The sequence below is a fragment of the Phycisphaeraceae bacterium genome (genome assembly GCA_019636655.1).
GTDB lineage: Bacteria > Planctomycetota > Phycisphaerae > Phycisphaerales > UBA1924 > JAHBXB01.
In genome coordinates, this window is sequence record JAHBXB010000001.1 from 840,555 (window position 1) to 859,549 (window position 18,995).

The 18,995-nt window shown below is 66.5% G+C and carries 12 protein-coding genes; 6 read left to right on the plus strand and 6 right to left on the minus strand.

The features are described from left to right. Positions 1-130: 130 nt before the first annotated feature. On the minus strand, positions 131-691 hold the full coding sequence (locus tag KF745_03640) for a hypothetical protein (protein MBX3357500.1): 561 nt from the start codon (positions 689-691) through the stop codon (positions 131-133). 249 nt (positions 692-940) lie between these two features. Between KF745_03640 and KF745_03645 the strand changes: the two genes are divergently transcribed. After that, a complete protein-coding gene (locus KF745_03645; protein MBX3357501.1) occupies positions 941-2,317 on the plus strand; it encodes a DUF1015 domain-containing protein in 1,377 nt (458 codons plus the stop codon). Here the strand turns inward: KF745_03645 and KF745_03650 are convergent. Genes KF745_03650 through KF745_03665 form a run of 4 tightly spaced genes read right to left on the minus strand, consistent with a single transcriptional unit; the run spans position 2,301 to position 5,691 of the window. Then, on the minus strand, positions 2,301-2,792 hold the full coding sequence (locus KF745_03650) for a thioredoxin family protein (GenBank protein ID MBX3357502.1): 492 nt from the start codon (positions 2,790-2,792) through the stop codon (positions 2,301-2,303). The two genes, KF745_03645 and KF745_03650, sit on opposite strands and share 17 nt — an antisense overlap. A 10-nt stretch (positions 2,793-2,802) precedes the next feature. Next, a complete protein-coding gene (locus KF745_03655; protein MBX3357503.1) occupies positions 2,803-3,792 on the minus strand; it encodes a DUF21 domain-containing protein in 990 nt (329 codons plus the stop codon). Next, positions 3,789-5,087: a DUF21 domain-containing protein gene (locus KF745_03660; protein MBX3357504.1), complete on the minus strand. Its 1,299-nt coding sequence runs from the start codon at positions 5,085-5,087 to the stop codon at positions 3,789-3,791. Before KF745_03660 ends, KF745_03655 begins: the two co-directional genes overlap by 4 nt. A gap of 37 nt (positions 5,088-5,124) precedes the next feature. After that, positions 5,125-5,691 carry a DnaJ domain-containing protein gene (locus KF745_03665; protein ID MBX3357505.1) on the minus strand — a complete coding sequence of 189 codons (567 nt, stop codon included), beginning with the start codon at positions 5,689-5,691 and terminating at the stop codon, positions 5,125-5,127. 112 nt (positions 5,692-5,803) lie between these two features. Here KF745_03665 and KF745_03670 point away from each other — a divergent pair, with 112 nt between their 5' ends. After that, entirely contained in the window at positions 5,804-6,511 is a 708-nt protein-coding gene (locus KF745_03670; GenBank protein MBX3357506.1) for an amino acid racemase, read from the plus strand. 273 nt (positions 6,512-6,784) lie between these two features. Continuing rightward, on the plus strand, positions 6,785-14,416 hold the full coding sequence (locus KF745_03675; protein ID MBX3357507.1) for a hypothetical protein: 7,632 nt from the start codon (positions 6,785-6,787) through the stop codon (positions 14,414-14,416). Between the two features lie 103 nt (positions 14,417-14,519). Here KF745_03675 and KF745_03680 read toward each other — a convergent pair whose 3' ends face one another. Continuing rightward, positions 14,520-15,011 carry a rhodanese-like domain-containing protein gene (locus KF745_03680; protein MBX3357508.1) on the minus strand — a complete coding sequence of 164 codons (492 nt, stop codon included), beginning with the start codon at positions 15,009-15,011 and terminating at the stop codon, positions 14,520-14,522. 76 nt (positions 15,012-15,087) lie between these two features. On the opposite strand from KF745_03680, the gene KF745_03685 reads away from it, so the two are divergent. The 3 genes from KF745_03685 (at position 15,088) to KF745_03695 (ending at position 18,936) form a co-directional block, all read left to right on the plus strand. Beyond that, positions 15,088-15,978 (plus strand): hypothetical protein, encoded by an 891-nt coding sequence (locus tag KF745_03685; protein ID MBX3357509.1) that lies wholly within the window; start codon positions 15,088-15,090, stop codon positions 15,976-15,978. 73 nt (positions 15,979-16,051) lie between these two features. Continuing rightward, on the plus strand, positions 16,052-16,753 hold the full coding sequence (locus KF745_03690; protein MBX3357510.1) for a thioredoxin family protein: 702 nt from the start codon (positions 16,052-16,054) through the stop codon (positions 16,751-16,753). Between the two features lie 107 nt (positions 16,754-16,860). Next, positions 16,861-18,936, plus strand: a complete 2,076-nt coding sequence (locus tag KF745_03695) for a site-2 protease family protein (GenBank protein ID MBX3357511.1) — start codon at positions 16,861-16,863, stop codon at positions 18,934-18,936. The last annotated feature ends 59 nt before the right edge of the window (positions 18,937-18,995 follow it).

Genomic DNA, 18,995 nt, shown 5'->3' on the forward strand with positions numbered 1-18,995 from the left:
GCAGGAAGCGCAGACGCTGAAACACCAAGGCCCGGGTGCGACGCACACCGGGCCTCGTGTGTTGCCATCCCCCCACTGCACCCCTGCCCCAAGGCTCCGCGCCCACACGCGGCGAACGTCGTTGAGGATATCAGCCTGCGAGGGGGACGAAGGTGCGGGGCCAGAGCCAGAGGAAGATGCCGGCGGTGATCGCCGCGTAGACGACGCCGTCGAAGACCTTGACGACGGCGTGGCGCCAGGACTGGCCGAGCCAGATGGTGTTCTGCGCGGCCATGCCGACGTAAGGGAGGAGGGCGATCGCAGCGAGGCCGTAGAAGAGGATCTGGTTGCTGGGGGAGTTGGGGCCGTGTGGGATGGTCCAGCGGGCGGCGACGCCGATGAGGATGGAGACGACGAGGAGATTGAGCATCCAGAGGGTGAGGCAGCGGCCCATGCTGGGCTTGCCGGACATGACGGTGAGGAGGGCCCAGGGGCCGCGGTTGAAGCGTTCAAGGAAGGCGGGGTCCTTCATGTTCTGGCCCTGGCACCAGGGGACGTAATAGACGCCCGGTGCATGGGGGTTCTGCTGGAGGTAGGCCATGAGGCCGGCCTCATCGGGCGGGGCCTTGAAGTCCGCCTTGTGGATGGGGGTGGCCATCCAGATGATCGACGACGCGATGAACACAGCGACGGCGGACAGCACGATCGGCATCCACATTTCCGTGATGAAATACATGCGTTGCCCTCGGTGACCCCCCACCGCCCCAGACATTTCAATACCAGCATATCGGAATAGCGTGCAGATACAGTGAAAACTCGGGAATTCAGAGGGTTGGGCGGCGCGGGGCGGGATCGTCGCAACTGGTGATTGCTGGCGGACTTGTGGGATAGCGCGGGGGTGCGTGAGGGGAGCTCAACCTCTTATACTCGCGCGGCGGGGGAAGGGATGAAGGACGACGCCATGCCCGAGGTTTTTCCGTTTCGCGCGGTGCAGTACACGACGATGACCAGGGGACGATCCGGGGCGCCCGCGGATGTGAGCGCGGTGATCGCGCCGCCGTACGACGTGCTGGATGCGGGGTCGAAGGGGGCGCTGCTGCGGCAGAGTGCGAAGAACATCGTGGCGATCGACCTGCCGCACTTGCCGGCGAAGCAGCGCGGGCCGGATGCTGTGTACGAGAGGGCAGCCGCGGCGCTGCGGGGATGGCTGGGGGATGGGACGCTGACGCAGCGGTCGGCGCCGGCGATGTTTGTGTACCGGGAGCGGTTCACATTCGCGGGGTCGCTGCACGAACGGACGGGGATGGCGTGCACGCTGGAGGTGGTGCCGTTCGGGCCGAGGCCTGGCGCGGGCGGGGTGCTGCCGCACGAGGAGACGTTCTCGGGTCCGAAGGAGGACCGGATGGCGCTGATGGGGGCGACGCGGGCGCAGCTGTCGCCGATCTTCGGGCTGCACCAGGATGAGCGAGGGGAGGCGACGGGGCTGCTGAAGCGGATCATGTCGTCGCGCGGGCCTGATGCGACGGCGCGGACGGAGGCTGGGTTTGGCGGGGAGGTGACTCACGAGGCGTGGACGGTGGACGAGACGCCGATGATCGAGGCGTACCAGGCGGCGCTGCGGGGAGAGGATGTGTTCATTGCGGATGGGCACCACCGGTACACGACGGCGCTGAACTATCTCACGGGGCTCGAGGCGGAGGGGGCGGTGGGGCGCGATCATCCGGCGCGGCGGTGCATGTTTGTGCTGGTCTCGATGAGCGACCCGGGGATGGTGATCGGGCCGACGCACCGGGTGCTGGGAGGGATGAAGGAGTGGTCGTTCGAGCGGTTCGCCGCGGCGGCGAAGGGGGTGCTGGAGATCCGCGAGTGCGGGGGCGATGTGGGGAAGATCGAGGGGGAGATGGCGAAGCGAGGGGGCGAGGCGGGGGTGCTGGGGCTGTACGACTTCGCGGCGGGGCGGTGCTACGTGTGCAGCCCGGCGGCGGCGGACCCGCTGGCGAAGAGGTTTCCGGATCGCGTGCCGGCGTGGCGGAACCTTGATGTGGCGATCGTGCAGTACGTGATCGTGGAGGGGATCTGCCAGCCGGCGCTCAACGGCGGCGAGGCGGTGAAGTGGGCGTTCCCGCATTCGATCGAGGAGATGATCGAGATCGGGGAGGGGAAGGAGAAGGGGAGCGGCGGCGGAGGCGCGGGGGATGCGCAGTTGGCAGTGATTGTGAGGCCGACGCCGCTGGAGGCGGTGCGGGAGATCAGCCGCGCGGGGGAACTGATGCCGCAGAAGAGCACGTTTTTCTATCCGAAGCTGGCGACGGGGCTGTTTGTCAACCCGCTGGCGTAGGGATGGCAGGGGCGGGAGCAGCCGCGGCGGACTCTTCGAGCCAGGAGCGAAGGGCCGGGGCGCCCATCACGCCGCTGTGGGAGGCGACGATTGAGTCGCCTCGGAGGACGACGAGGGCGGGGATGGAGCGGATACCGAGTTCGGCGGCGTCCTGCGGGTGCTTGTCGACATCGAGGTAGACGGGCTCGGTGTGGTCGGTGATCCACTTGTTGATGCCGGCGTCGGCGAGGGCGCCGCGCTTGAAGACCTGGCAGGGACCGCACCAGGAGGCGGTGGCGAAGACGAGGACGGGGCGGTTGGACTCCGTGGCGTGCGAGGCGGCCTCGGCGAGGGTGGTGGTGACGCGGAAGGCGGGCGGGGTTTCGGCGCTGCGGCCGGCCCACCACTGCAGCCCCATGAGCAGGGCGATGATCGCGAGGATGGGGATCAGGAAGGAGAATCGGCGGGGGCGGCGGCGGGATGGTGTGTCGTTCATGGGTGGTCCTTTACCAGGCGCCGAGTTCGCCGATGAGGGGCTCAACGAGATCCTTGGCGGTGACAATGCCCAGGGGGCGGGCGGTGCTGCCGACGACGGCGAGTTTGCCGCCGTGCTCGCCCATGAGGCGGAGGGCCTCCCTAACGGTGATGTGCGGGGGGAGGACGAGAACAGGTCGCATGAGATCCTGCAGCGGGCGCTTGGGGTAGAGCGAGATATCGAGGTGCTCGACGACGCCGACGACGCGGCCGGAGGGATCCACGACGGGGAAGCGCGAGAAGGTGCTCTGCGTCAGGAACTGGAGGAGTCGCGAACGGTCGAGGTGCTGCTCGATGGTGCGGGCGCGCGGCCAGCGGACCATCTCGTCGCCGACGGTGGTGGTTCGCATCGCGAGGGCGCGATCGAGCAGGCTGGTCTGGGACTCGGAGAGAAGGCCGTGGCGGGCGCCTTCCTTGAGGAGGTTGGCGACGGCCTCGCGGCCGCTGCTGATCCGGGCCTGCTCGCCGAGACGCAGGGCTCGCTTGGACGCCTGCATCAGGAGGAGGATGAGGGGGATGATGCCGAGGATGGTGAAGAGGAGGCGCATGCCGACGAGGAAGGGGACGAGTGCGGGGGTCCAGCGGTCGGCCTCGAGCCGGAAGAGCTCCTTGGGCATGATCTCGGCGAGGATGATGATCGTCGGTGTGAGGATGAGGATGTTGAGGAGGACCGCCGCGGGTTCGCTGTATCCGGCGAGAGTGAGGAGGATGCCGACACCGGTCGCGGCGAGGCTGCCGAAGAGGGTGTTGCCGATGAGCAGGACGGCGAGGGCCCGCTCGGGCTTGTCGAGTTCGTTCTTGAGAGCGCGGGCGCGGCGGTTGGCGGGGGCGCCGGGGGCGGTCTGGACGCTGAGACGAACGCGGTTGAGCGTGTAGAGACCGGTCTCGGTGCCGCTGCACAGGGCCGAGCCGACGAGGCCCACGATAACCATGATCCATCCGAGCATGGTGTCGGTGATCATCGGGATGGCTCCGTGCTCGCGGCGGGGGCGGCCAGCGAGACGAGGACGCGGTCGGCGACCTTGCCGACGACCGAATCGACCTCGATGGAGATGTTGCCGATCTCGACCGTGTCGCCCTTGGCCGGGATGCGGCCGAGGCGGGCCTGGACGAGGCCGGCGACGGTGGTGACCCTGGTGTCGGCGACCTGCCCGAAGAGTTCGGCCCAGTCGCGGGCGCTGAGGCGGCCGGGAACAAGCCAGCGGCCCGGGGCGATCTGCACGATGTCGTCGGTGTCCGGGGCGCCGTGCTCATCGACCGGGAGTTCGGCAACGAGGCGTTCGGCGACGTCCTCGATCTTGACGGAGCCGACGACATCGCCGTGTTCACTGACACACAAGGCGAACTGGGTCCCGCTGGTGCGGAAGTGCTCCAGGAGCTGGTCGAGGCGGGCGGTCTGGGGGACGTAGCGGACGGGCTCGATGAAATCAGTGGTACGGGGGACTGAGATGCCGGCGGCCGCGGCGGCGAGGTACCGCTTGGTGTTGAGCAGGCCGATGACGTGGACGGCGGCGGGGCCGGTCAGGTTGTGGCGGCGGCGGACGGGGATCTTGGTCAGGCGGGTTGAAGCGACGACGACGGCGACTCGTTCGGGGCTCAGCGGGAGGTCGAGCCAGATGACGCGGGTGCGCGGCGTCATGACGTCGCGGACGCGGAGGGTGCCGAGCTGGAGGACCTGAGCGAGCACCTCCTGCTCGCCGGGATCGATGGCCCCCTGGCGCCGGCCGAGTTCGACGAGGGCGGAGAGTTCCTGGACGGTGAGCGTGTTGTCCTGGTCGTGGGGGCGGGCCAGGCGGGTCAGCGGTGCGATGATGAACCGCTCGATGGCGACCCGAACCGGGCGGAGCAGGCGGAACGCTGCGCTGACCGGGACCGCGAGCAGGGCGCAGGCGCCGGCGCGCGCCGACGAGGCGAACAGCTTGGGCAGAACCTCGCCGAAGGCGACGAGGGAGATCACGGCGACCGCATTGATCGCCGCGGCAAGGAGGTGGTTCGGGGCGCGGAGCACGAGGGCCGAGGTGAGGGAGTAGTAGGAGATGTTGATGATGTTGTTGACCAGCAGGATGACAATGATCAGGCCGCGCGGCTGGGCCACAAGGCCGGCGACGACGCGGTCGATGCGCGGCGCCGCGCGCCGGAGTCGGATCCGATCGGCGTGGTTGAGGCCAAAGAGAGCGGTCTCCGAGGCGGAACTCGCCGCGGAGGCGGCGGTGAGGGCCAGGAGCGCGAGCACGATGGGCAGTGAAGTCAGGTCCATCGAGCGCCCACGGGTTGTCGGGGGGCGGTGGCGGGGGTCACGTCCGCGCGGCTCCAGGGCCGGACCGGGTCTCGCCCCCGTCGAGCTGCTCGAGAAGCCGCTCGGTGTAGCGCCAGACGTTCAACTCCAGGCGGATGGCGTGGAGGTGCTTGGAAGCAAGGTCGGCGGCGTGGCGGGCAAAGTGATCAGCGACCGCCCGGATGTGCGACCGGCGCCGATCGGCGGCCCAGTCCTCCCAGCGCTCAAAGGCGGCGGCATCGCGGTTCGCGGCGGCCTGCTCGATCTGCTCTCGCACATCGAGCATCTCGGACAGGAACTGCGGGGGGAGGGTGCGGTCCTGACCGGCGGCGGGACCTCCGAGCCGCTTCAAGAGCGCCTCGGCCCGCTGCTCGGGGTCGTCGAGAACCCGCTTGGCCGCGTTGAGCCGGGAGATCTCGGCGTGGTCATCGGGCTGGGACAACCCGCTCGTCGCATCCCCCCGGTTCCCGGCGGCGCGATCGGGATGGAAGCGGGCGGAGAGCGCCAGGTACTTTCGCTGCACCTCGGAGGGGTCCAGGTCGAACCGGGCCGGAAGTTCGAGAGTATCGAAGGGGTCGTCGGGCACAGGGAAACTGTACGCGAACCGCCCGCGGCTGCGTTGACTCGGGGACCGCGGGGCGAGACTATGGGTTGTTCAATGCCGATGCTGGGCGGGGCCATGGCCGGAGGTCTTCAGAGTGGGCAAGCACATCGGCATCGTCGCGGTCAGCCCGGAAGGGTCGGCGCTGTGCTATCGCCAGATCTTCCGGTCTGCGACGCGGCTGGTGGGCGATGCGGGTCACCCGATCGTCACGCTCCACAACGAGCCGTTTGAGCTTTATATAGAGGCGGTCGTCCGGGACGACTGGCACGCGGTGGGGATGCTGCTGCGACGGTCGGCTACGGTGCTCGCGCAGGCGGGGGCTGACTTCTGCATCATCCCGGACAACCTGATGCAGCACGCGGTGCACCTGGCCGAGGTCGGCTCGCCGATTCCCTGGCTGACGATGACCGATCTGGTCGCGGATGCCGTGACCGCGGATGGGCGGAAGGTCGTTGGCCTTATCGGGACGCGGATGGTGATGCTCGGATCGACCTACCAGACCCACCTTGGTCTGCGGGGGGTGCAGGTGCTGGTCCCCCGTGAGGAGGAGGCGCACCTCGTCGATTCGATCGTGTTCCGGGAACTTGTCTACGGGGTGAGCAAGCCAGAGTCGCAGCGGAAGGTGCTGGAGGTCATCCGCCACCTCGCGGACAACGGGTGCGAAGGGGTGATCCTTGGATGTACCGAGGCACCGCTGCTGGTGACGGCGGAGAACTCGCCCTTGCCGGTGTACGACTCGACGTCGCTGCTGGCCGAGGGGGCTGTCCGACGGGCCCTGGGGTTGCCCATGGTGCCACGGTGAATGAAACCGGTGCCGGAGCGACCCTCCCCTGATCTGGATAGTGACCACTAGCCTTGGTGAGAACCGAGGGGATCAGAAAAGCCACTTGTGGGCGGGCCAGGTGGACTCGTGAGGGAACCGGTTGGAGCCGCTGGACGAATGTCCCCTGGTTCCGTTACACTGGCGTCGGGCGGTACACAACCGCTTGCGACCAACCTGTTTACGGAAGACGCCCGCGTCGAAACGCCCACTCTTTCGACGCACGGGGGAGTGTCAAACCGCTTGGAGTCTGGCATGAGCACTCACAATCGTTCGCTGCTTGACCTTTTGACTGGTCGAGCGGGCTCGCGGTCCGCGCGTTCACTGGTGACCCGTGCGGGGCGGAGCGTTGCCGCCGCGGATCCCGAAGCGCATCCGATGTTCGAGCAACTCGAAGCGCGCGTGCTGCTCGCGGGTGATCACCCGAGTTTCGCGCTGCCGCTGACTCCGACGTCGGGCACGCAGGTCACGCTGGACGGCGGCGGGAGTGGGACCGCCACCGGCGTCATCGGAGGGATCTCGGACGATGACTTGTTCCGATTCACACCGACGACGACCGACTTTGTGCGCGTGCTGGCGGACACGATCCCGTCGGGCGGCTCGCTCAACTCGCGGATCCGGATTTACAACGCGGCAGGGCAGGTGCTGACTCGCGACGGCACGTTCGTCGCGCCTGGCTCGGTGACGCCGGCCAACCCGGCACAGGGGGACGACAACGGGATTCTCTCGACCACGCGTCCGAACCCGGCGCCGGATGGATGGGCGGGCTTCATCGCGACGGCGGGCCAGACGTACTACGTGAACGTGGTGGGGCAGAACTCGACGAGCGGCGGGTACACGGTGCGGGTGGCAACGCAGACGACGGCGCTGGCGCTGGATGGGAGTGGGTCCGCTGATCTGATGCCGGACCCGCCGAATCCTCCCGGGGGCGAGCCTAACCCGGCAACGGATCCGATCATCGCGTTCCGGCAGGACGAGCAGGTTTATAGGGTTACCACGGGTGCAGGGATCGAGCATGACAGCCTCGCGACCATCACCGCCCGGTCTCGCCGGAATGCCCCAGCGCTTCCGGGGGGACCGGTCGACACGCACCTCGAGGTGTACGACTCGGCTGGCAGGTTAATCTCGTCGGACATCGAGGCGGGATTCCTGAACGACGCGTTCGCAACGTTCAAGTCCGCACCCAACTCGACGTACTACATCCGCGTCCGTAGCGACGATCTGCGAGACAGTGCGCTGTTCCCGTCCGTCGGCCGCTACCAGTTGCGGGTGCGGATGGTGGCGAATGAACTCGACACCCCGATGGACCCCGTGGTCCGTCGGGGCGAAGCGCATAATGCGCTGGCGAATCATGCGGACAGCGTGCTGTACCGGTTCGTGGCCCAGGGAACAGGCCTCTCGTTCATTACCGCTCGCGACGAGGGAGGCCCGATCCCGCAGGATGTATCGATCCGGGTTTTCAATAACTCGGGCAGTTTTATCGGATTCAACGACGATTTCGGCCTGTCACTTGATGCGCAGGTCGAAATCCAGCTCGTGGGCGGCCAGACGTACTTCGTTGTGGTCGACGGGTTCGACGACGTCACCTCGGACGCATTTGGGCTCTACATCGAGGCCCATCACACGTTCGATCCGAACATCCCGGTTGACGACGGCGTGCCGTTGCCTCCGGCCGGATTCACCACCGAGGCCGCGACTCCGATTACGTTCAACGGGGTGACGACCTTATTTGACGGCTTCGACGGCAACCCAATCCTAGACCACCCGTATGTCATCCAGGGAACCGCCGATGGCCGAATCTATGAGGGTGCCGACAGCGACCTGTACCAGTTCACTCCTCCTGTGGATATGCTCGGTGGCTATGCGGGCAACAACGACGATGTCGGTACCGCTCTGTATATCGGGGGAGCGTTCAGCCAGGGCGATCCGCAGGCCACGAACTTCAGGCCGGTTAACTCGCGTGGGGTCACTGCGTGGGACGCAGGCGACTACTGGGCCATCGGCCGGCAGGGCCTGACGGGGCAGCCGGCACCGCTCGATCGGTTCGGATTCGTAGACAACCCCGCGACGCCCGGCACACCGACGGCCGAGATCTACACCATGCAGGTGTACACGCCGCCGCTGATTGGGCAGCCGTTCCTCTTCGTCGGCGGAGATTTCAACTTGGTGGTCCCCGGGCCGTTCGGTCCGGTCGCGATCCAGAACTTCGCCGTGTGGGGGTTCAGTGCCCTGCTCAACCACTACACCTGGTTCGATGTTGGCGGCGCGGACCAGCCAGTGCGGGCGATGACAGTGTTCGATCCTGAGGCGTGGGACCCGGATGGCCCGACTGAGCCGGCGGTGTTGCGGCCGGATCCCTCCGGCTCGGTTCTCGTCGTTGGCGGCGACTTTGCGAATATCGGTGGAACGGCAGCAAACGCGATCGCAACATTCGACGGCGCTGCGTTTGCGCCGATTACAACCGGTGTTACAGGCGGTTCGGTACGGGCACTGGCGGTGTACAAGCCGCAAGACGCTGGAGACCGGCGCGAGGCAAGCGCTGGCCCTCCGGCGCTCCCGTTGGTGCGCGATGTGCCGGCGCCGGCGAACACCCTGTGGGTGGGCGGCAACTTCACTGACGCGGGCGGCACAGGCCAGGGTGTACTCGCAACGTGGAACGGGCACTTCTGGGGCAAGCCGGACTTCGCACCCAACGGCACCAATCCAACAGTCACCTTCAGCGCTGGAGCCTCGGTCAACGCGCTGACGGTGTACGACCCACCGGACGTTGAAGGACTGAACAATGCGCCCGAACTGATCATCGGCGGTCAGTTCACGAGTGTCACCGTCAACTCGGCCGCTTCATATACGATCAACACGCTGAATATCATCAAGTACGGCCGCAAGGCATCGACCGACTTTGGCGACGCCAACGCCGACCCGGCGCTGGCGGCATTCGCTCCGCGGTTGTTGTACGAAGCGATGGGGACCGGCGTGAACAATGTGGTCCACGCGCTCACGGTATGGGACCCGCCGGATGTGTTCGGACAAGACTCGTTCCGACCGGTGGTCGTCGCCGGCGGCGACTTTACGACCGCCGGGGGCATCGGGGCCCAGCGAATCTCGGCGTGGGGGCTCAACCTCGCCGGCTCGGCTTATGCCTGGGGCGTGATGGACTTCCGGGGCGGATTCAACGCCTCGGTACGCGCTCTTACCGTGGTGCGGAACGATGGCCAGGAACCGGGCATTCCGCGGCTCGGCAGCGACTTCCCGCCGGCGAACGACGTGCAGGAAGTGTTGTATGCGGGCGGTCTGTTTACGACGGCGGGCGGCCAGCCGGCGGCTCATGTGGCGCAGTTTGCGTTCGAACCCAATCCGCAAGTCCTTGCATTTGTTTGGACGTCCCTGCGATCGGGCGTTGACGGCAATGTCTTTGCGCTTACCGAGTTTGACGATCAGAATCCGGCTGTCGACAACAGCGAGAACGAGTGGGACCGAAACGACCGACCGTCAACTCGCTTGAACATCATCGTTACCCCCACTGCGGATGCCTTCCTCGACGTTGGGTTCCGTGTCTACGACTCCAACTTCAACCAGATCTATCCGACCTCGGCCGCTGCACCGTACCACGTTGACCGTGGGGATGGGCTCGGCCCGGTCGCGACGACAATCAACCCCCTGACTACCGATCCCGCGGGAATGTTTGATCCGTCCATCGCTCCTGGCACAGAACAGGCGCTGATTGGCGTTCCGGTGTGGGGCGGTGAGGTGTTGTACATCGAGGTGGTCGGCCTCGGCGGGACTGGGAGATACGAACTCGTCATCCAGACCGAGGGCTTGCCCCCAGATCTGAACGGCGACGGACTGCCGGATGACCTGCGAGCAAACTACCGAGAGGTGCAAGGCGCTCCGGCATTCGGAGCCGCACCAGCAATCGAGCGGAATCTCGCGAGCGGAGACGGGCGGAACTTCCGTGCCGGCAACCTGAACGCCTACGGCATCCGGGACTGGCGTCAGACCCCAACGTACAGGACCCTGATTCAGCGGAGCGAGTTGCAGGCCATCGAGCACATCACCGACTCGGACCTGTATTCGTTTATCGCCGAGGAGACCGGAACGATCCTGGTCCGCGTAAACACGACCGACCTTGTCGACGAGTTCTTTGAGCGGGAGACCGATGCGTCGAATGACCTGCCGCAGCAAACAGATCGCCTGCAAACCAAGACGTACAGCAGCAAACTGGACTCGGTCCTGCGTGTGTTCAGCAACGACTTCATCCAGATCGGTATCTCCGACAACGATCCTTCGGTGCTTGGCAACGCCCAGGCGCAGGTAACCGGCTCCTTCGTACGCACGGCCACTCGCCGTGACGCGGTCGTGGCGGTGAACGTCCGCCGTGGCGAGAAGTACTACATCCAAGTCGAGAGCAGCCAGAGGGCCATGTTCGGGACCGCGATGGAGAGTCTGATCGACTGGCGGTTCGCAACCGGCGCGTATGAGCTGCTGCTTGACAGCCCGCCGCAGCTCAACTTCGACGACGACCACTCCAACGGCGCCTTCCCGTCCCCGATCCCGATCGGGACGCGCGACCCGATCCTTATCACCGACCCGCCGAACGGCGGCGGCTCAATCACGGGTGTCATCGATAACACGGCGGCAAACCCGGACGACATCGACACCTTCTACTTCACCTCGGTCGCGCGTGGGCCGACGACCCTGACATTCACGGCAGACCCCACGAGCACCCTGCGTGTCGGCGTGAACGTCACCAACCTCCGGACCGGGCAGGCGATCGCACAGGGCGGCACCAACGCCGGCGGCGCCGTCACGCTGCAGTGGTTCGCCACGAAGGGCGATGTATATCTGGTCGTGGTCGACGGTGTGGGTACCTCGGAGGGCAGCTACACGCTCGCCGTGCAGGGCCAGCCCGCGGTGGACGACTTCGCGCGCACGGCGTTCGATCCATCGCCGTCACCGAACGGTTCTTTCATTGGCAGCCAGTGGGCGAACGCAAGCCCGCTGACCGTAAACCGGTACTTCGGCACCGCGGTGGTGAACGGCCTGATCGAGGACGCAGGCGACAGCGATGTGTTCGTGTACACGTCGGAGACCTACGAGGTCGCAACGATCACCCTCAACTCGCAGGCGGCGACGCTCGATCCGTTTGTTCAGGTGTACGAGGTTGGTCGAGATCCCTCGGGCAACCCGGTCTTCAAGCGCATCGCTTTCAACGACGACGGCGCCAACCTCGGAAACGATTCCCGCGTTTCCTTCTCGATGACCGCGGGGCGGCCGTACTACTTCATTGCTTCGGGCATCAATGCGGGCGTGGACTTCGGCGCCTACCGCCTGACACTGCAGATCCTCCCGACCGACGACCACCCCAACCTGACCGACAGGCCGGTGGCGACGCAGATCCCCGTCTCGTACGACCCGTCGTCGGGCATCGGCACGGGCTCGCGGGCCGGTGTGATCGAGCGGGCGACGGACAACGATTTGTTCGTCTTCACCGCGGCGGCGACCGGCGGCTACTTCATCCAGGTCCGAACGCCGGTCAGCAACCTGGCTCCCAAGGTTGAACTCCGGGACTTCAACGGGGTGCTGATCGCCACGGCGAACAGCGACGGCTTCGGGACGGCGTTCCTCAGCGGCGAAACGGGCCTGCTCGCGGGCCAGAAGTACTACGTCGTGGTCGCGCCGGAGAATCCGGCCGATGCGGGGACCAGCGCTGGCGCGTACTCGGTCGACCTGACCACGCTGCCCTTCGACGACCATCCCGACGAAGGTGAATACGGCCTGGTGGGACCGGGCGACACGATCGTGCTCGCCGCGGGAACCGGCATCGGCACCGGGAGCGGCGTGATCGTTCCGTTCTCGGATACCGACCTGTTCGCGTTCACCTCACTCGCCTCCGGGCCGATGGTGGTGCAGCTCACCACGCCCCAGAGCACGCTCGATGCGAAGATCACCATCATCGATGGTTCGACCTTTGTCGCGATCGGCTCGTCCTCGGGCGACGGGGACACGGCCACGTTCTCCTTCAACGCCGCGGCGGCGGGGAGGACGTACTTCCTGCTTGTCCAGCCTGAGCCCGGCGCTCCGCTGGTGAACCTCACCGGCTCGTACTCCATCAAGATCACCGGCTCGGTCAGCGGTGGTGGTGGCGGAGGAGGAGGTGGCGGCGGCGGCGGTGGTGGCGGCGGTCCGGACGATCACGCCAACTCCGGCGACTTCGCCAACGCCACGACCGTCCTGCTGGATGCCCGGACCGGCGAGGGAGATCGCGCCGGCGTGATCAACTTCCTGGGCGATACCGACCTGTTCACGTTCCATGCCGCGCCGTTCTCCACAGCGCGAAACGGGAACGTGTTCGTGCAGGTCGTGACCCCGGCGGGCGGCACGCTCGACGCCTCGGTCCGCGTGTTCGACAAGCACTTCAACCAGATCCACTTCGACGCCCTGGGGATCCCCGGAGCGACGGCGTCCACGTCGTTCACCACGACGGGCGACGAGGACTTCTACCTGCTCGTGGAGCAGGTGGGCTCCAACACCGGTTCGTACACGCTCCGCGTGAGCGCCGAGCCGACCGTGTCGTACCTGTACTTCCCCGAGGGCTTCGCCGGCAGCACCATCAAGGAGTACGTGCCGCTGGTCAACCCGAACCCCTACCCGGTCACCTACACCGCGTACGCGAGGTACGAGGTGGGCGACCGCGACCAGGTGCTCATCACCGAGACGATCCCCGCGAACTCCCGCGGCGGGTTCACCGTCAGCGACTATCAAGATCCGTCGTCGACCCTCGTCCGCGTCGGCTCGCCGTACGCCCTGGAGATCCAGGCCAGCGGTCCGCTGGGCGGGACGTTCAGCCACTACGACTTCGGTGTCACGGTGGGCGAGTCGTTCACGAACAAGACGTCGACGGTCTGGACGTTCGCCGAGGCCCACAAGGACCCGGCGGTGTTCCGCGACTTCCTGACGTTCTACAACCCCAACAGCGTCGACGCCAACGTCACGATCACGCTGACGTACAACGACGGGACGACCACGTCCTTCAACCGCACCGTCGAGGCCCTGCGTCGAAACGGCATCAACTTCACGGATGACACGGCCATCCCGGCCAACGGCGTGTTCGCCGTGAAGGTGCAGTCGGATGTCGGCATCGTCGCGTCGCTCTCGTCCTACGACTTTGTCCGAGGACGCGGCGACGGCTGGCTGGGCGATTCCCGCGGCGGCGCCACCGAGGGCGTCATCCCGGCGATCCGCACTGGCAGCGGCACCGAGTCGACACTGTCGTTCTTCAACGACAACTCGACCGCGGCGACGATCATGATCAAGGCGGACTACAACCGCGTCGACCTGCCGGACCTGAACCGGACGGTGACCGTCGCGGCCCATTCCCGCGCCACGTTCACCCTGAGCGCCTTGGGGCTCCTGGACAGCCAGATCGCCGGCCTGCACTTCCAGTCGACCCAGACGGTTACGGTGCACGCCATCGAGTACCGCAACGGCGACGGCAACGGAGCGGTGACGCCGGTCAACGCCGTGACCACCGGGATCATCGGGGATGCCTTCGTCAACCCGGCGACCGCGGGCATCGACTACATCGAGGAACTCTCGCTGTACAACCCGGCGGGTGTCGATGTCAACGTGACGATCACCTTCCTGTTCGCCGACGGCTCCGCGTCGTCGTCGATCGTGGTGAACGTCCAGCCCGGCGCGTTCGGGTATGTCAGGATCGACCAGCAGTCGGCGATCCTCAACCGCGTTGCCCCGACGGCGTTCTCGCTGCGGCTCGATGCCCCGACGCCGTTCGCCTCGATGTTCTCCCACTACGACCTGTTCCTGCAGGGCGGATGGAGCGCAGAGCCGACCCCGATCGGCCTTGCGAATCCGATCGCGTCGATCTGAGTTCGTTTTAGATCAAGCGACAGGGGCCGTGATCACCGGATCACGGCCCTTTTTTCTTCAGTTCAGCAAATCGACTATCGCCAAGCCCCCCGTAACCACCAGGTTACTGCCCGGTGGCCGCGGCGGCATCGCCCCAGGGCTTCGGACCGGTTTCCGTGGGGTAGCCCAGCCTGTTCCACTCGACGAGCCCGCCGAAGTACATCCGGACGTTTTCGTAGCCGGTGGCGAGCATTCGCTTGGTCATGGCACGGGCCGGGGGGCTGGCGGGATCATGTCCGTAGACAACGATCTGGGGGAACTTGGTGATCGCAGGGTCGGTGTCCTTCGGAACGCCGCTTACGTCTGTGAGTGGCATGTTCACCGCACCGGCAATGTGGAGGGCCTGGTACTCCTGGGGCGGACGGGGGTCCACCAGCAGCAGGGTGGTTGCCCGCTCCGGGCTGTCCGTCAGGGCCTTGAGTTCGCCGATGCTGATTGGCTTGATGTCCTTGTCGCTGATGCTGGGGGTGCAGCCAACCCCTCCGACCGCCATACAAAGGAGTGCGGCAATGCCGGTTTGGAGCCGGTTCGATCGGATTCGCCTGGTTCTTGTCATATCGAGAGAATAGCAGACCCGGTCGGGACGTTCACCTTGGGACGCCGCCGCGCGAGCCGTGGAGACTCAAGTCACGATGCTGACGCCCGGACCGTTCATCACACTCGCCGTTGTCATTGCCCCGTTGGCCGGGATCGCCGCGGCTGGCGGAGCGTGTCGGGCCGACCGCCTGTCTCCCGTGCAGGCACGCTTGGTTGCGGAGCAGTCTGCCCTGGTCCCCGGGACCACTGGCTACCTTGGCGTCGTGATCGAGCCGGAGGACGGCTGGCATGTCTACTGGCCGGGGCTGTCCGAGGCCGGGATGCAGGTGACCTACTCGATCAAGGGGCCCGAGGGGTACCAGACCGGCCAGGCCCAGTGGCCGGCCCCGGAGCGGTACGAAGAGACCGGCGGCATCATCAACAGCGTCTATCACGGACCGACGGTCCTGATCATTCCCGTGCAGGTTCCGGCCTCGGCGCCCCCCGGGGAGTCCGTGGCGTTCGAGGCCACGGTCGGCTACTTTGCCTGCCGGGACGTGTGCGTCCCGGGAGAGACAACCGCCTCCCTCAGCGTTCAAGTCGGTGCGCCGTCGGCCGACGCGAAGCCCTCGGCCGACGCAGGCCTGTTTGCCGCGGCACGACGCCGCCACCCGGTTGCCCCGCCAAAGGGGACAGTCGAGTCGGCTTGGAAGGGGCAGGAACTGACGCTCCGGGTTCCCGGCGCGGCCTCGTTGCTCTTTCACCCGTCGATCGGCTCTGCGGATCCAGTCGAATCTCCAGTGCCGTGGGAGAAATCGGGAGACACTCTGGCGGTCCGATTCCAGCCCAACCCGGCGACGCCGGCGGGCGAGGGGAATCGCGTCGTCGGTGTCCTGAGCGTCGGGGGATCGGGCGGCAAGGCCGACCGCTTTTTCCAGATTGACCTGCCTATGCCGGGGGGCGCGAGTCCCGGCAATACAGGCGAGAACAACGGCCCGGGCCACTAAGGCTGTCGCCACGGCGGATGGACGGACCCAGCAGCGTCGTCGCCGACACGGGCACGCAACAGGAGTTTCGAGCATGAGCAAGTCAACCAACGTTCTGAGCCTTCTTGTCGCCGCCGGCGCCCTCGCGTTCGCGGCCACCGTCACTCCGGGAACTGCCGCGTTCGCCCAAGGGCAGCCCGCCAAGTCTCCGCAGCAGGCCACCGAGAAGGCCCCGAAGCACGCCGAGGGCGCCCACAAGCACGCCGCGGCGAAAGTGGGCGAGACGGCGCCCGAGTTCTCCTTGACGGGCGTCGACGGCAAGACGTACGCGCTGTCGGACTTCAAGGGCAAGATCGTGGTGCTCGAGTGGTTCAACCCCGAGTGCCCGGTCATCGTGATGCACCACAAGAAGCACAAGACCTTCGCCGACCTCCAGACCGCGTACCAGGGCAAGGACGTCGTCTTCCTCGCCATCAACTCGTCCGCGGCCGGCAAGGAGGGCGCGGGCAAGGACTTGAACGCCAAGTACGCCAAGGAGTGGAACCTGGGCTACCCCGTCCTGCTCGATGAGAGCGGCGACGTCGGTCACCAGTACGGCGCGCAGCGGACGCCGCACGTGTTCATCGTCGATGCCACGGGCACGCTCGCCTATGCCGGCGCGATCGACAACGGGAACCCGTCCGAGCCCGGCACGACCAACTATGCCAAGCAGGCGATCGACGAGATGCTCGCCGGCAAGAAGGTCTCGACCCCCGAGACCAAGGCCTACGGCTGCTCGGTGAAGTACTCCAAGTAAGCCGACCGATAGAAATGGTGATCCGCCTCAAGGGGCCCGGCCAGATGGCCGGGCCCTTCTTGTTGCCCGCACGGATGCTCCCGGCCCGCGTATAGACTCTGACAATGATGGACCTGCTGTCATACTTCCGTACGGCGTTCGACCTGCTTCTGGTGCTCGGGGGCTTCAGCCTAATCATCGTGGCCCACGAACTGGGGCACTTTGCCGCGGCCCGGTGGGCTGGGATCCGGGTGCTGGCCTTCGCCGTCGGGTTCGGACCCGCGATGGTGTCGTTCCGCAAGGGCCTGGGATGGCGGAGAGGTTCGAGCGAGGCGGAGTACAACCGTCTCATCGGCAAGGCAAGAGCGTCAAGCGACCCTCAGGCCGCGGAGATGAGCCCGACGGAGTATCGGCTCAACGTGCTCCCTTTCGGTGGGTACGTGAAGATGCTCGGCCAGGACGATGCCGCTCCGACGGCCATCAGCGACGCCCCGGATGGCTACCAGCGCTGCCCGGTGTGGAAGCGGATGATCGTGATCTCGGCGGGCGTCGTGATGAACATGATTGTCGCGGCGGTTCTGTTCGTGATCGTCTTCATGATCGGGCTGCGCACCGAGGCCCCGATGGTCGGGGATGTCCTGCCCGGCTCTCCCGCCGCGGCCGCGGGGCTGCTTCCGGGGGACGTGGTCCTTTCGATCGACGGCTCGACGCCGTCGTCGTTCACGGACGTGATGGTGGCGAGTGCGATGGCCAGGAAGGGCCGGCCGATTGACATCACCGTCCAGCGCCGCGGCCGGCCGGAGCCGCTGCGGGTCACGGTGGAGCCGAAGGAGGATCCCGAAACCCGCATGCTGCAGGTGGGGATTGCGCCGGCGAGTTCGACCACAGTGATCACGCCCAAGGGAGCGGAGAATCTGAAGCAGTTCCGTCGCATCGCCGAGGATTCGGAACTGCCGGGCCTTGAGCCGGGCATGGTGCTCAAGTCGATCGATGGCAGCCCGGCGCACTCGCTGGCGGACCTCTCGCTGGCCGCCCGGAACAGCAACGGCAGACCGATCACCGTCGCCTTTGAGGACGCCCGCGGCGGTGCGCCGCTGACGTTCACGCTCAACCCGAGTCCCCAGTCGCAGACCGCGAGTGTTCCACCTCCAGACCGTGGTGAGCAGGAGACCATCGTGCCTCATGTGCTGGGGCTGATGCCGGTCATGCAGGTGTCGTACGTCACGGATGCGGGCGAGCGGGCGGGCCTGCGCGCCGGGGACCTCCTGGAGCGCATCGGCGGGCTCGAATGGCCCAATCCGCTTGATGGGCAGCGGGAGATCCGTGCCAACGCCCGGAAGACCCTGGCGATTTCAGTGCTGCGTCCCGCGGGCAGTTCATACGAACGGATCGACCTGCCGGCAGTGCCCGTTGGGCGGGACAAGACGATTGGTTTTGGATATCGCCTCGGCTCACGCGCTCCGGCACGCGTCGCCTCGTGGCCCGAGGGGTCGCAGCCCGAGGGCACGCCGCGGCTGATCCGGGGCACTCGCATCGTCGCCGTGAATGGGCACCCCGTCTCCGACATGGGCGACATTCAACGCCAGGTACGGCGGATGATCGCCGCCGGCGGCGGGCAGGATGCTCCGGTCATGCTCGATGTCGAACTCCCGCCGACGGCCATGTCGCCGGAGCCCGCAACGGAAAAGATTGAGTGGCGACTCACGCCCGAGCAGTACAGAGCGGTCGCTGATGCCGGCTGGGAGAGTCCTATCCCTGGCGCGCTGTTCGAGCCCGAGTACATCCTGGACAAGGCGGAGTCGCCGATTGGTGCGCTGCGGAAGGGGCTCGAACGGACTCGAACGGTCATGCTCAGCACGTACATCACGTTCGCGCGATTGTTCCAGGGCTCGATCAAGGTTCAGCACCTGAAGGGTCCCGTTGGCATCGCGCACGTCGGCACGCTCCTGGCTCAAAAGGGCTTTGTGTGGCTGCTGTTCTTCCTCGGGTTGATCAGCGTCAACCTCGCGGTGGTGAACTTCCTGCCCATCCCGATCGCCGACGGCGGGCAGTTTGTATTCCTGCTCTACGAGGCGATCTTCCGAAGGCCGGCGTCGGTCGCTGTGCAGAACTTCGCTGCGATCACCGGGTTGGTGCTGATTGTCGGCTTGTTCGTAGTCGTCACGTTCAATGACGTCGTGAACCTCTTCGCCAGCGGTCGCTAGTCCCCCACTCGCCGCTGCCACGCGCCCGCCCCACGCCAACAAACGCTGGAGGATTGAGT

Bases quoted from the DNA above. Each gene is read 5' to 3' on its own strand.
- KF745_03640 (MBX3357500.1), bottom strand. From the start codon at position 691: ATGCCGATCGTGCTGTCCGCCGTCGCTGTGTTCATCGCGTCGTCGATC.
- KF745_03645 (MBX3357501.1), top strand. From the start codon at position 941: ATGCCCGAGGTTTTTCCGTTTCGCGCGGTGCAGTACACGACGATGACC.
- KF745_03660 (MBX3357504.1), bottom strand. From the start codon at position 5,087: ATGGACCTGACTTCACTGCCCATCGTGCTCGCGCTCCTGGCCCTCACC.
- KF745_03650 (MBX3357502.1), bottom strand. From the start codon at position 2,792: ATGAACGACACACCATCCCGCCGCCGCCCCCGCCGATTCTCCTTCCTG.
- KF745_03655 (MBX3357503.1), bottom strand. From the start codon at position 3,792: ATGATCACCGACACCATGCTCGGATGGATCATGGTTATCGTGGGCCTC.
- KF745_03690 (MBX3357510.1), top strand. From the start codon at position 16,052: ATGAGCAAGTCAACCAACGTTCTGAGCCTTCTTGTCGCCGCCGGCGCC.
- KF745_03675 (MBX3357507.1), top strand. From the start codon at position 6,785: ATGAGCACTCACAATCGTTCGCTGCTTGACCTTTTGACTGGTCGAGCG.
- KF745_03685 (MBX3357509.1), top strand. From the start codon at position 15,088: ATGCTGACGCCCGGACCGTTCATCACACTCGCCGTTGTCATTGCCCCG.
- KF745_03680 (MBX3357508.1), bottom strand. From the start codon at position 15,011: ATGACAAGAACCAGGCGAATCCGATCGAACCGGCTCCAAACCGGCATT.
- KF745_03695 (MBX3357511.1), top strand. From the start codon at position 16,861: ATGGACCTGCTGTCATACTTCCGTACGGCGTTCGACCTGCTTCTGGTG.